Source organism: Pseudomonas marginalis (assembly GCF_001645105.1).
GTDB lineage: Bacteria > Pseudomonadota > Gammaproteobacteria > Pseudomonadales > Pseudomonadaceae > Aquipseudomonas > Aquipseudomonas petroselini.
The window spans coordinates 82,310-94,280 of sequence record NZ_LKEG01000023.1; the positions used below are offsets into that span (position 1 = coordinate 82,310).

At 62.6% G+C, this 11,971-nt stretch carries 13 protein-coding genes and 1 pseudogene; 9 read left to right on the top strand and 5 right to left on the bottom strand.

Annotation, left to right across the window (positions count from 1 at the left end):
* The first annotated feature begins 30 nt into the window (after positions 1–30).
* Entirely contained in the window at positions 31–594 is a 564-nt protein-coding gene (pnuC, locus tag AO064_RS03860; protein ID WP_064052445.1) for a nicotinamide riboside transporter PnuC, read from the top strand.
* Positions 591–1,109, top strand: a complete 519-nt coding sequence (locus AO064_RS03865) for an AAA family ATPase (RefSeq protein ID WP_064052446.1) — start codon at positions 591–593, stop codon at positions 1,107–1,109. Before pnuC ends, AO064_RS03865 begins: the two co-directional genes overlap by 4 nt.
* Positions 1,110–1,274: 165 nt before the next feature.
* Here the strand turns inward: AO064_RS03865 and ggt are convergent, their stop codons facing one another.
* Positions 1,275–2,999 carry a gamma-glutamyltransferase gene (ggt, locus tag AO064_RS03870; RefSeq protein WP_012723988.1) on the bottom strand — a complete coding sequence of 575 codons (1,725 nt, stop codon included), beginning with the start codon at positions 2,997–2,999 and terminating at the stop codon, positions 1,275–1,277.
* Positions 3,000–3,403: 404 nt separating this feature from the next.
* On the opposite strand from ggt, the gene AO064_RS03875 reads away from it, so the two are divergent.
* A complete protein-coding gene (locus AO064_RS03875; RefSeq protein WP_064052447.1) occupies positions 3,404–4,549 on the top strand; it encodes a MalY/PatB family protein in 1,146 nt (381 codons plus the stop codon).
* A 55-nt stretch (positions 4,550–4,604) separates the two neighbouring features.
* Here the strand turns inward: AO064_RS03875 and AO064_RS03880 are convergent, their stop codons facing one another.
* Positions 4,605–4,820: a TOBE domain-containing protein gene (locus AO064_RS03880; protein ID WP_003173733.1), complete on the bottom strand. Its 216-nt coding sequence runs from the start codon at positions 4,818–4,820 to the stop codon at positions 4,605–4,607.
* 318 nt (positions 4,821–5,138) lie between these two features.
* Between AO064_RS03880 and AO064_RS03885 the strand changes: the two genes are divergently transcribed.
* Genes AO064_RS03885 through AO064_RS03895 form a run of 3 tightly spaced genes read left to right on the top strand, consistent with a single transcriptional unit; the run spans position 5,139 to position 7,652 of the window.
* Positions 5,139–6,095, top strand: coding sequence for an aliphatic sulfonate ABC transporter substrate-binding protein (locus AO064_RS03885; RefSeq protein ID WP_064052448.1), 957 nt, complete (start codon positions 5,139–5,141; stop codon positions 6,093–6,095).
* Positions 6,096–6,117: 22 nt separating this feature from the next.
* Positions 6,118–6,939: an ABC transporter permease gene (locus tag AO064_RS03890; RefSeq protein ID WP_064052449.1), complete on the top strand. Its 822-nt coding sequence runs from the start codon at positions 6,118–6,120 to the stop codon at positions 6,937–6,939.
* Positions 6,936–7,652 carry an ABC transporter ATP-binding protein gene (locus AO064_RS03895; RefSeq protein ID WP_064052450.1) on the top strand — a complete coding sequence of 239 codons (717 nt, stop codon included), beginning with the start codon at positions 6,936–6,938 and terminating at the stop codon, positions 7,650–7,652. The genes AO064_RS03890 and AO064_RS03895 overlap by 4 nt, the downstream gene beginning before the upstream one ends.
* Before the next feature lie 159 nt (positions 7,653–7,811).
* Here the strand turns inward: AO064_RS03895 and AO064_RS03900 are convergent, their stop codons facing one another.
* Positions 7,812–8,732, bottom strand: a complete 921-nt coding sequence (locus tag AO064_RS03900) for a FecR domain-containing protein (RefSeq protein ID WP_064052451.1) — start codon at positions 8,730–8,732, stop codon at positions 7,812–7,814.
* Positions 8,729–9,247 carry a sigma-70 family RNA polymerase sigma factor gene (locus AO064_RS03905; protein ID WP_046034241.1) on the bottom strand — a complete coding sequence of 173 codons (519 nt, stop codon included), beginning with the start codon at positions 9,245–9,247 and terminating at the stop codon, positions 8,729–8,731. Before AO064_RS03905 ends, AO064_RS03900 begins: the two co-directional genes overlap by 4 nt.
* Positions 9,248–9,484: 237 nt before the next feature.
* Between AO064_RS03905 and AO064_RS03910 the strand changes: the two genes are divergently transcribed.
* Positions 9,485–10,450: a threo-3-hydroxy-L-aspartate ammonia-lyase gene (locus AO064_RS03910; RefSeq protein ID WP_064052452.1), complete on the top strand. Its 966-nt coding sequence runs from the start codon at positions 9,485–9,487 to the stop codon at positions 10,448–10,450.
* On the top strand, positions 10,447–10,827 hold the full coding sequence (locus tag AO064_RS03915; protein ID WP_046034243.1) for a RidA family protein: 381 nt from the start codon (positions 10,447–10,449) through the stop codon (positions 10,825–10,827). Before AO064_RS03910 ends, AO064_RS03915 begins: the two co-directional genes overlap by 4 nt.
* Here the strand turns inward: AO064_RS03915 and AO064_RS03920 are convergent.
* Complete coding sequence (locus tag AO064_RS03920; RefSeq protein ID WP_064052453.1) at positions 10,815–11,441, bottom strand: helix-turn-helix transcriptional regulator; 627 nt, start codon at positions 11,439–11,441, stop codon at positions 10,815–10,817. The genes AO064_RS03915 and AO064_RS03920 overlap by 13 nt on opposite strands.
* A gap of 258 nt (positions 11,442–11,699) precedes the next feature.
* Here AO064_RS03920 and AO064_RS03925 point away from each other — a divergent pair.
* Positions 11,700–11,971 (top strand): annotated as a pseudogene (locus AO064_RS03925) (ribonucleotide-diphosphate reductase subunit beta); the annotation flags it as partial.

The window sequence follows — 11,971 nt, forward strand, 5'->3', positions numbered from 1 at the left end:
CGCCCTCTCCCACTCTCCCAAGGAACCACCATGTCCGGGCTTGAACTGTTCGCCGCCGCCCTGGGGGTGATCGCCGTATGGCTGACGGTCAAGCAGAACCCTTGGTGCTGGCCCATCGGGCTGGTGATGGTGTTGCTGTACACCTGGGTGTTCTTCGACGTAAAACTCTATTCCGACATGCTCTTGCAGGTGGTCTACGCCGCGCTGCAAGTCTACGGTTGGTGGCAGTGGACCCGCGCCGGCGAGGTCCAGCAGGGCCGCCAAGTGACGAGCCTCGGTGTGCCAGCGATCACGGCCAGCCTGGCGGTGGGGGCAATCGGCAGCTTGCTGCTCGGCGCCGCGATGGCGCACTGGACCGACGCCGCCCAACCCTGGCTGGATGCCGCCCTGACCGGTTTCAGCCTGGTGGCGCAACTGTGGATGGCGCAGAAGCGCGTGCAGTGCTGGCCACTGTGGATTGCCGTGGACGTGATCTTCGTCGGGCTGTTTGTCTACAAAGGCCTCTACCTCACCGCCGCGCTCTACGCGCTGTTCACCGTGATCGCCATGCAAGGCTGGCGCGAATGGCGCGCCGACCCGGCGTTGCACGCATGAAGGTGGTGGTACTGGCCGGGCCGGAATCCAGTGGTAAAAGCTGGCTGGCGACGGAGCTGCAAGCGCAGTTTGGCGGGTTGATGGTGCGTGAATACGTGCGCGAATTCATCGACCATCACCAGCGTGATACCTGCCTTGCGGATATCCCGGCCATCGCCCGTGGCCAACTCGCCTGGGAAGACGCCGCCCGCGCCGAACAGCCCCGCCTGCTGATCCTCGATACGCACTTGCTGACCAACAAACTGTGGAGCCAGACCCTGTTTGGCGACTACCCGGCCTGGCTGGACGACGAACTGCTGGCTCGGCACTACGACCTGCACCTGCTGCTGTCGCCGGAAGATGTGGAGTGGACGGCCGATGGGCAACGCTGCCAACCTGAGCTGGCCGACCGCAGGGCGTTTTTCCAGGACAGCCTGGACTGGATGCAGCAGCACCAGCAACCCGTCGTGGTCATCAGGGGAAATTGGGAAAAACGCCGGAGCGCCGCATTCACCGCAGTAGAACAGCTGTTGTAGTGAGCGGGCTTGCCCCGCGCTGGGCTGCGTAGCAGCCCTAAAACCAATCGCCGCATACTGTCAGGCAGTACGCGGCGTATTTATTAGGGCGGCTTCGCCCCCCAGCGCGGGCGGTGCGACGATTCGACAAGCCCGCTCACCACAACAAACCCGCGCGCCCCCCCGTCAGTACCCCAGCGACAGCCCCGTATTACGACGCGGGTCATTCGCCCCATAGAAGCGGTTGTTACCCACCGGCTTGCCACCCAGCGACGGCGCGCCCACCAGGATCGCCGCCAAGTGGTTGGCATCCTGCGGACCGGCAAACTTATGGCCCCAGCTTTCCAGGATCTTCTGGGTGTCCGGGCTCACGGCAAACGTCTCAAGGTTGGTGGTCTCCGGCATCCACTGCTGGTGGAAACGCGGCGCGTCCACGGCTTCCTGGATGTTCATCTTGTAGTCGATGACATTCAGGATGGTCAGCAAGGTCGCGGTAATGATGCGGCTGCCACCTGGCGTGCCCACCACCATCACAGCCTTGCCATCCTTGGTCACGATGGTCGGGCTCATCGACGACAGCGGCGCCTTGCCCGGCGCGATGGCGTTGGCTTCACCCTGGACCAGCCCGTACATGTTCGGCACGCCGACCTTGACGGTGAAGTCGTCCATTTCATCGTTGAGGATCACCCCGGTCTTGCTCGCCATCACGCCCGCGCCGAACCAGTCGTTGAGGGTGTAGGTCACCGACACCGCATTGCCCCACTTGTCGACGATGGAATAGTGGGTGGTGTTGTTACCTTCGTGAGGTGATACGCCCGGCTTGATGGCTTGGGAATCCCCGGCCTTTTGCGGCTCGATGGCGTCGCGCAGTTTGGTCGCGTAGTTTTTATCCAGCAGGTGCTCGATCGGGTTCTTCACGAAGTCCGGGTCGCCGAGGTAGCTGTTACGGTCCACATAAGCGTGGCGCATGGCTTCGATCTGGTAGTGCAGGCCTTGGGCCGAGTGATAGCCGAGGTCGGCCATCGGGTAGCCTTCGAGGATGTTCATGATCTGGCAGATCACCACGCCGCCCGAGCTTGGCGGCGGTGCCGAGACCACGTGGTAGCCACGGTAGTCGCACTCGATGGGTGCCAACTCACGGGTCTTGTATTTGTCGAGGTCCGCCTGGGTGATGATGCCCTTGCCGGCCTGGCTGGAATCCACCAGCGCCTTGGCGACCCAACCTTTATAGAAACCGTCGGTGCCCTTGGCCGAGATTTCCTTGAGGGTCTTGGCCAGGTCTTTCTGCACCAGTTTCTGACCCACCTGCAGCGGCTGGCCGTTGTGCAGGAAGATCGCGCGCATGTCCTTGTCTTTTTCAAACTCGCCGGTGGCGGTGTGCAGCAGGTCGATATCACCTTGCTCCAGGGCAAAGCCGTTTTCCGCCAGCTTGATCGCCGGTGCAATGACCTGGGCGCGCTTGAGGGTGCCGTATTTGCTCAGGGCCAGTTCCATCCCCGACACGGTGCCGGGTACGCCGACGGCCAAGTGGCCCTTGGCGCTGAGGCCTTCGATGACGTTGCCGTCTTTGTCCAGGTACATATCGGCGGTGGCCGCCAGCGGGGCTTTTTCGCGGAAATCGAGGAAGGTCTTGCGCCCGTCCGCCAGTTGCACGGTCATGAAACCGCCACCCCCCAGGTTACCCGCCGCCGGGTACACCACGGCCAGCGCATAGCCCACCGCTACAGCAGCATCGACCGCGTTGCCGCCGGCCTTGAGCACATCCACGCCCACATGAGTGGCCAAATGCTGGGCCGTCACCACCATGCCATTTTCACCGGCCACCGGGGCCTGGGAAGCGGCGTGCACACCACTGACCGTCAACACCAGGGCTGTGGCAATCAAGGTACGGCTGAAGGGTTGGTATTTCATCCATGGCTACTCTAGTTATTGAGATGCACCAAAATAGCCCGGCGCACAGGTAATCCCCAGCGCAATGGCGTTTTTATTACAGAACTTGTCGGTCATAGAACGTAGGCTCGGTGTGCCCTCACTCCAGCCAGCGTGTTTAACGGGGCGCCTAAGATCAGAAGCAGACTGATATCTACCTGATGTATGGAGATCAAACTGTGGGAGGGGGCTTGCTCCCGATAGCAGTGGGACAGCCAGAGATGCATCAACTGACACACCGCCATCGGGAGCAAGCCCCCTCCCAGAGTTTCAACCCAGTACGGCACACCTCAACAACGGTAAGCACCAATCAACCCTGGCCTATAAAAATAATGACGCTAGAATCAGCCCCATTCCCGCGCCCGACGCCCTGACACGAGCCCCCCATGAGCTTTGATTTCGACACGATCCACCCGCGCCTAGGCACCGGCAGCACCAAGTGGAACCGCTACCCGCACGACGTTTTGCCGATGTGGATCGCGGACATGGACATCGCCGCCCCACCCGCCGTGCTGCAAGCCTTGCACGCGCGCCTCGACCAGCAGGTGCTCGGCTACAGCGTCGCCGGCCCGGATGTGCGTGAGGCGATCATTGCCGATTTGTGGGCCAAGTACGCCTGGCGCGTGCAGCCGGATGAGTTGCTGTTCCTGCCCGGCGTCGAACCGGGTTTCAACATGGCACTGCACGCCTTTATACAACCCGGCCAACCGGTGGTACTGCAAACCCCCAACTACCGGCCGATCCGCCTGGCGCCGGGGCACTGGAAGCTGCCGCGCATCGAAGTCCCCTTCGAGCTGGTCGACGGCGAATACCTCACGCCCATGCCAGCCATGCGTCAGGCGCTGACCGGTGCCGGCGCGCTGCTGTTGAGCAACCCGCATAACCCCATGGGCAAAGTCTTCCCCCGCGAAGAACTGCTGGCCGTGGCCAACGCCTGCCTGGAACACGGCGCGCTGATTATCTCCGACGAAATCCACGCCGAGCTGTGTTTTGACGGCCGTCGCCACATTCCCACTGCCAGCCTCAGCGATGAGATCGCCCAGCGCACGATCACGCTGATGTCGGCGAGCAAGGCGTATAACGTCGCTGGCCTGAAAACTTGCTTTGCAGTGGTCCAGAACGCCGAGATCCGCGAACGCTTCAACCAGGCGCGTTGCGGCATGGTCGACAGCGTCAGCCCCCTGGGCCTGGAGGCCACCCGCGCCGCCTACAGCCAGTGCGGCGACTGGCTTGATGCGTTGGTGCAGTACCTGCAAGCGAACCGTGACTACCTGCTCGATGCCGTGCAAACCCGCCTGCCCGGCGTGGTGATGCAGGTGCCGCAAGGCACGTTCCTGGCGTGGCTGGATTGCAGCGCCCTGGGCCTGGATGATCCGCAGCAGTTTTTCCTGGAGCAGGCCAAGGTCGGGTTGAGCGCCGGTATCGAGTTCGGCGATGACAGCCAACAGTTCGTGCGACTGAACTTCGGCTGCCCACGAACGATGCTGGAAGAAGGCCTGCAACGCATGGAACGCGCCCTTCGCCAACGCTGAAGCATGCACCTATTAATGAGGGCCCGGGCTTGCCAGCGCCCTCATTCGATGGGGTTCACAACTTGGCGATGGACACTTCCGTCGATTTCACAAAGGCAATCACTTCACTGCCCACTTTCAACTCCAGGTCACGCACCGAGCGGGTGGTGATCACCGAGGTGACGATGCCGGACGCGGTCTGCACGTCGATTTCCGACACCACTTCCCCCAGCAGGATTTCCTTGATGACGCCCTTGAACTGGTTGCGCACGTTGATCGCTTTAATGGTCATGTCGGCTTTCCTTTTGGCTGTTGGGTCAATCCGCACGAATGCGCAGGCCCTCAACATGCGCCACCCACGAAGACATTAAAAGGAATATATAACTCTTTATTTATTCGATACAGATATATAAGAACTGTTGCATCACCAACAGCCGATCAACAGTTTGCGCATTCGCGCTACAGCTTTAGCCCCTTCAAGCCCCGTAAACACGCCTGCGAACCAGATGGCACAGAGACTGCATATTCCCGAAAAGCATGATGGAACATGCCGTTTAATTTTTCTGGATATAAGAAAAGCCTTCTCTCAATGCCTTGCCGGAGCTGTTCCATGAACCCCTTCACCCGACGCTTACTCGGCGCCTGCGCCCTCGCCCTGTGCCTGCAACCGCTGGCCCATGCCGCCGACACCGATCCCGCCGAAGTCAATCTCGACTACGCCTACTACTCGCCCGTCAGCCTGGTGCTCAAGCATTTTGGCTGGCTGGAACAGGCCCTGCCGAACAGCAAGGTCGGCTGGGTCCTGAGCCAGGGCAGCAACCGGTCGTTGGAATACCTCAACAGCGGCGGCGTGGATTTCGCTTCTTCCGCCAGCCTGTCGGCGGTGTTGAGCCGCGCCAACGGCAGCCCGATCAAATCGGTGTATGTGTACAGCCGCGCCGAATGGACGGCCCTGGTAGTGCGCAAGGACTCGCCGTTCAAGAGCGTCACCGATCTCAAGGGCAAGAAAATCGCCGCCACCAAAGGCACCGACCCGTACCTGTTCACCCTGCGCAGCCTGCAAAAGGCCGGGCTGAAAAAAGACGATGTGGAGCTGGTACACCTGCAACACCCGGATGGCCGCACCGCCCTCGAGAAAGGTGACGTGGACGCCTGGGCCGGTCTTGACCCGCACATGGCCGCCAGCGAAATCCAGGCCGGTTCGCGCTTGCTGTACCGCAACAAGGACTTCAACAGCTATGGCGTGGTCAGCGTCACCGAGCAGTTCGCCAAGGCGCATCCGCAGACCATCACCAAAGTGCTTGGCGCCTATGAAAAGGCCCGCGACTGGGCGGTGAAGCACCCGGATGAATTCGCCAAGCTGCTCGCCGACGAATCCGGCCTGCCGCTGGAAGTGGCCAAGCTGCAACTGTCGCGCACCGACCTGAGCACGCCGTTCCTGAGCAGCAAGGATGTGCTGTCGTCCAAGGCCGCCGCGCCGATCCTGGTGTCCGAAGCATTGGTGCGCAAAGGCGTGAATGTGGACCAGGTGATCGACCAGTTGATCGACACCTCGTTCGGCCACTGACACTAAGGAGAAGGAGCGCGTGATGACCAGCAAAACCCAAGCATTGCCCCTTGCCGCGCCCGTGGCGATCAACCGCAGTGGCTGGCCGAGACGGCTCAAGGGCCTGGTGGTGCCGGCGCTGATCCTGCTGGTATTGGAAGTGGTGGTACGTGTGGGTTGGCTGCCGTCGTACCAGATGCCGGCGCCCAGCGAAATCGCCGTGACCCTGACGGACCTCGCCGAAGGTGCACTGTGGAAACACATCAGCGCCAGCCTCGGCCGGGTGCTGCTGGGCTTTGCCATCGGCGCCAGCCTGGCGTTGATGTTTGCCGCGTGGGTCGGCTTGAGCCGTGAGGCCGAAGCCTATCTGGAACCGACCTTCGCCGGGCTACGCTCGATCCCGAGCCTGGCCTGGGTGCCGCTGTTGCTGCTGTGGCTGGGCATCGACGAAACGTCGAAGATCGTGCTGATCGCAATCGGCGCGTTCTTCCCGGTGTACCTCAATGGGGTTGCGGCCATCCGCGATATCGACCGCAAGTTGGTGGAAGTCGGGCAAATGTATGGTTTCAATCGCCGCCGCCTGGTGCGCCGCATTTTATTGCCCGCCGCCCTGCCCGGCCTGTTTACCGGGTTGCGCAGCGGCTTGAGCCTGGCGTGGATGTTTTTGGTGGCGGCTGAGTTGATCGCGGCCACCAAGGGCCTGGGTTATTTGCTCAGCGACGGGCGGGAAACCTCGCGGCCGGATATCGTGCTGGCCGCGATCATTGTGTTGGCGCTGCTGGGCAAGGTCAGCGATGGCCTGCTCGCGGCACTGGAGAAGCGCTGCCTGGCCTGGCGCGATACGTTTCAGGGAGCCGGACAATGAGCGCACAGCCTCTGCTGGACATTCACGTGGCGCGTAAAAGCTTCGCCCACACCACCGTGCTGAACGAGGTGCGCCTGGCGTTGCAACCGAGGGAAGCCGTGAGCCTGCTGGGCCCCAGCGGCTGTGGCAAAAGCACCTTGCTGCGCATCGTCGCCGGCCTGGAAAAGGACTTCCAGGGCGAACTGCACAGCCCGGAGGGCGAAGTCGCCTTTGTGTTCCAGGAACCCCGGCTGATGCCCTGGCTCACGGTGGAACAGAACATCGGTTTCAGCGATGACAACCACTACGACAGGGCCTGGGTCACGCAACTGATCGAGGAAGTCGGCCTCAAGGGGTTTGCCCAGGCGCTGCCCAAGGCGTTGTCCGGCGGCATGGCGCAGCGGGTCGCCATCGCGCGGGGCCTGTATTCACGCCCGCAGGTGTTGTTGCTGGATGAACCCTTCAGCGCAGTGGACGCGTTTACCCGCATGAAGTTGCAGGACCTGCTGCTGCAACTGGCCAAACACCATGCCATCGCCTTGCTGTTGGTGACCCATGATGTGGACGAGGCGCTGTACCTGAGCGACCGTGTGCTGGTGATGGACAACCGGCCCAGCAGCATTCGCCAGGAACTGGCGGTGGACCTGCCGCACCCAAGGGACCGGCGTGATCCGCTGCTGGCCCGGCTCAAGGCACTGGCCTTGACCGAGCTGCACCGCGCCCATGTAATCTAACAACACTGAGACTTGTAGTGAGCGGGCTTGCCCCGCGCTGGGGCGCGAAGCGGCCCTAAAACCAAACACCGCGCTCTGTCTGACAGACCGCGGTGTTTTTATTGGGGCCGCTTCGCAGCCCAGCGCGGGGCAAGCCCGCTCACTACACTAACGGTGTGATCAGGTCATTGCTTTGCGCAATGTCACCCAATAGCGTGTCCGCGCCTGCAGCTCGAGCCCGAGTGTCGAGGCAAGCAAATTGAGGATGCGGTCGGTGTCGTCGAGGCGGAAGCTGCCGGTCACACGTAAATTCTCCAGGCTCGGCTCCCAACGCAAAACACCTGGCCGATAACGTTCCAGCTCCCGCAAAAAATCGCCCAGCGCCTGGTTCTGCGCCGTCAGCACACCGTCGCGCCAGCCCAGCTGCGACACATCAAACGGCACCCAGGCACCCAGCCCGCCGGCTTTCAGCGGCGCTTGCCGCCCCCCCTGCAGGGTCGCCACCTGCCCGTTCCGGTCGCGCACTTGGACTGCGCCCTTGAGCACAGACACCAGGCAGCCGGCAGCCTGTTGTCGTATGCACACGTCGGCCTGGCTGACGCTCAACTCGCCGTAGCGGGTCTGCACGGTCATCGCGGTCGCGCCGGGTAGATTCAGCGCCAACTCACCGTCCACCAGCGTGATACGCCGCTGTGCCAGGTCCACATCCACCGCCGTGGCGGTATTGAGTTGCAGGTTGCCGCCATCATCCAAGGGGATACGCTTGCGCTCACCGGTGGCGGTGTGCAGGTCGGCGCGCCAGACCTCGATGGGCAATTGACGGCTGACCAACCAGGCCGTCGGCACCAAGGCCGCGATACCCAACGCGCGCTTGAGCACGGCGCGGCGTCCCGGTTGCGGGCGGTCGAGGCTGGCCATCGCCAGGGCCTGGGGCAAGGCGCTGAAACGCTGGCGCAGGGTCTGGGCTTTTTGCCAGGTCTGTTCGTGCTGGGGGTGGCTGTCCCGCCAGTGCTGCAAGGCGGCGTGATCATGCTCGGTGGCCGCGCCAGACTCCAGCAGCGCCAGCCATTGGGCGGCGGCACGCGCCACGTCACGGCTCACAGGTCCACCAGCAGGCAATGTTCGTAAGCCTGGGCCATGTAGCGTTTTACCGTGCGCTCGGAGACGTCGAGGCGCTCGGCGATCTCCCGATAGCCCAGGCCTTCCAGTTGGCTCCAGAGAAAGGCGCGGCGGACCAGCACCGGCAAGCCATCGAGCAATTCGTCCAGGGCTTGCAGGGTTTCCAGCACCAGCCAGCGCTGCTCGGGCGACGGCACACAGGCTTCCGGCAGGTTCGCCAAGGCCTGCAGATAGGCCTGTTCGAGGCTGCGCCGCTGATGGAAATTCACCAGCAGGCGCTTGCCGACGGTCACCAGATACGCGCGCGGCTCCTGCATCTGCGCAATCGGCTGGGCGCTGGCGAGTACCCGTAAAAACGTATCCTGGCTCAGGTCCGCGGCATCCCAGGCATTGCCCAAGCGCCGGCGCAGCCAGCTTTCCAGCCAGCTGCGATGGTCGCGGTACAGGCTCGACAACGTCAGCTCGGGGGCGTGGGTCGAAACAACAGCATCATTCATGGCAAGCGACCTGCGCGGCGCGAGTGAGTCTCAAATGAGATTCATTCTATTTAATATCGCAGTCAGACACCATGATCTTTTCAACCTTGCGCTAAGTGGGCGATGCAGTCGGCGAGTCGGACCAACGTCGTATCCTCCTGCGATCAGAGAGGTTCAAAAGCTAGCACTACCACACGAATCTTTACTATCTGTCTTGTTATGGATATTTTATCCAGACATGCCATTGAGGTCCGTCCCATGCACCTGCCGACTTACCAAGACGTCATCGCCGCCGCCCAACGCCTGGAGGGCGTTGCCTGCCTGACGCCGGTGTTCACCTCTCGAACGCTCAACGCACAGACCGGCGCCGAGGTCTTCATCAAGTGCGAGAACCTGCAACGCACCGGCTCATTCAAGTTTCGCGGAGCCTTCAATGCACTGTCGCAGTTTGACGCACGGCAGCGCGAAGTCGGGGTGGTGGCGTTCTCGTCGGGCAACCATGCCCAGGGCATTGCCCTGGCGGCGCGTTTGCTGGGCATACCGGCAACGATTGTGATGCCCGGCGATGCGCCTGCCGCCAAGGTCGCGGCCACCCGCGAGTATGGCGCCAGCGTGGTGCTGTATGACCGCTTTACCGAGGACCGCGAGCAGATCGGCCGCAAGCTGGCGAACGAACACGGCATGACCCTGATCCCGCCCTACGACCATCCGCATATCCTCGCCGGCCAAGGCACCGCCGCCAAGGAACTGCTGGAATTCACCGGCCCCCTGGACGCGTTGTTCGTCGGCCTGGGCGGTGGTGGCATGCTGTCGGGCACGGCGCTGTCGACCCGCGCCTTGTCGCCGGAGTGCCAGTTGTACGGCGTCGAACCCGAAGCGGGTAACGACGGCCAGCGCTCGTTTCGCACCGGCAACATCGTACATATCGACACCCCGACGACCATCGCCGACGGCGCCCAGACCCAGCACTTGGGCAACTACACCTTCCCTATCATCCGCGAGCAGGTGAACGACATCCTTACGGTGTCGGACGCACAGTTGGTGGCCTCGATGAAGTTCTTCATGCAGCGCATGAAAATGGTGGTGGAACCCACCGGCTGCCTGGGCCTGGCCGCACTGCACACGTTGGGCGACCAGCTCAAGGGCCAGCGCGTGGGCATCATCGTCACCGGCGGCAACGTCGATCTCCAGAAGTACGCCACCCTGCTCAGCGAGGCGCCATGAACATCATCCACACCCCCACGGCGGCAAAGCCTGCCGGCCATTATTCCCAGGCCATCCGCCACGGCGACACGCTGTATATCTCCGGGCAACTGCCGGTCAGCCCGGACGGGCGGCATAACCTGTCGGCGCCGTTTGCCGAACAGGCCCAGGTCGCACTGGCGAATGTGTTGGAAATCCTCAAGGCGGCCGGCGGCACGCCGCAGGATCTGGTGAAAGTCACGGTGTACGTGGCGGGGGTCGAACACTGGCCGGCGTTTGACCAGGTCTACGCCGGCGCACTGGGTGATCACCGCCCGGCACGCGCGGTGGTGCCGGTGCCCGAGTTGCATCACGGGTATCTGGTGGAGATTGAAGCCGTCGCGCGTTACTTGGCGTAGGTGTAGACCGCCGCGCGCGACACACCCAGGTGCGAGGCTACGGTTTCCATGGCCCGACGCACATCCATGCAGCCGGCGTCCTTGAGCTCACGCATCAAGGCACGCCGATCCGCGGTCTTGAGCGCGCGCGGCGTGGTGGCCAGGCGTGCGGCGAACTGATCGATGCGCGCACGAATGGCGTCGGCGCCGGACGGGTCGAGAGACTCACGGGGCGTGTCGCCACTGACGGAGCCGAACTGTTCCAGCATGCCCTGCAAGCCTCGGAACAACGAGAGGTCGACGTTCATGCACAAGGCCGCGACGTATTGGCCGCGGGTGTCCTTGATGCCGATCGAGGTGCTCTTGACCTGGCGGCCGTCGGCGAACTGGTTCTGATAATTGGCAATGACTTGCGGGTACTCGGGATCGGCAATCCGCGCCAGGCCCAGCTCAGTGGCCGGGTCGCCAGGCTGGCGGCCCGAGAGGTTGTTATGGATGGCCAGGATCGCGTGCTGCGGGTCGCGCAAGTCGTGCAGCACCACTTCGCAGAACGGGCTGAAGGTTTTGCTCAAGCCTTCGGCGATCTGTTCGAGCTGGCTGATCAGGTGGGTGTCTTCGGGCAGGGTCTTTTTCATGCAAGACAACATATCCAGTCCTGGACAGGGCGTCAATCAAGCGCCCGGCAGCGACCCCAGACCGCACATCTTGTGCGTTGACCATCGTCACCACACCCCATATAGTGTGCCCACAAACAGAACAGACCACTACATAGTGTGCAGTATCGGTAAATACCGACCACACTATGCGCCGTATTTCAATGCCTAACCGCCTGCAAATTTTATATTTTGGACGGCCCAATAGGCCGTCAGAACAGACCAGAAGGGAGTATTTCAATGCTGAGTTGGGATGAAGTCGACAACGAAGACACCGGTGCAGCGGTGATCAAGGGCGCCAACGCTGGCCACGCCAGCGAAGCCAACATGGACCGCCTCGACGGTGCCGGCGCCGCCGCCGCGCTGGAAGCCCGTAACGTGACCGCCAACGACTCCGCTGCGATCATCCGCGCCAAGGCCGCCCTCGATAAACTCGACGTCGCCGAAGGCCTCGCCGAACTCGAAGGCTCCGCCGCCCGCGTCGCCGTCGACGAAAAGCGCATGATCAACTG

Bases quoted from the DNA above. Each gene is read 5' to 3' on its own strand.
- pnuC (WP_064052445.1), top strand. From the start codon at position 31: ATGTCCGGGCTTGAACTGTTCGCCGCCGCCCTGGGGGTGATCGCCGTA.
- AO064_RS03865 (WP_064052446.1), top strand. From the start codon at position 591: ATGAAGGTGGTGGTACTGGCCGGGCCGGAATCCAGTGGTAAAAGCTGG.
- ggt (WP_012723988.1), bottom strand. From the start codon at position 2,999: ATGAAATACCAACCCTTCAGCCGTACCTTGATTGCCACAGCCCTGGTG.
- AO064_RS03875 (WP_064052447.1), top strand. From the start codon at position 3,404: ATGAGCTTTGATTTCGACACGATCCACCCGCGCCTAGGCACCGGCAGC.
- AO064_RS03880 (WP_003173733.1), bottom strand. From the start codon at position 4,820: ATGACCATTAAAGCGATCAACGTGCGCAACCAGTTCAAGGGCGTCATC.
- AO064_RS03885 (WP_064052448.1), top strand. From the start codon at position 5,139: ATGAACCCCTTCACCCGACGCTTACTCGGCGCCTGCGCCCTCGCCCTG.
- AO064_RS03890 (WP_064052449.1), top strand. From the start codon at position 6,118: ATGACCAGCAAAACCCAAGCATTGCCCCTTGCCGCGCCCGTGGCGATC.
- AO064_RS03895 (WP_064052450.1), top strand. From the start codon at position 6,936: ATGAGCGCACAGCCTCTGCTGGACATTCACGTGGCGCGTAAAAGCTTC.
- AO064_RS03905 (WP_046034241.1), bottom strand. From the start codon at position 9,247: ATGAATGATGCTGTTGTTTCGACCCACGCCCCCGAGCTGACGTTGTCG.
- AO064_RS03910 (WP_064052452.1), top strand. From the start codon at position 9,485: ATGCACCTGCCGACTTACCAAGACGTCATCGCCGCCGCCCAACGCCTG.
- AO064_RS03915 (WP_046034243.1), top strand. From the start codon at position 10,447: ATGAACATCATCCACACCCCCACGGCGGCAAAGCCTGCCGGCCATTAT.
- AO064_RS03920 (WP_064052453.1), bottom strand. From the start codon at position 11,441: ATGAAAAAGACCCTGCCCGAAGACACCCACCTGATCAGCCAGCTCGAA.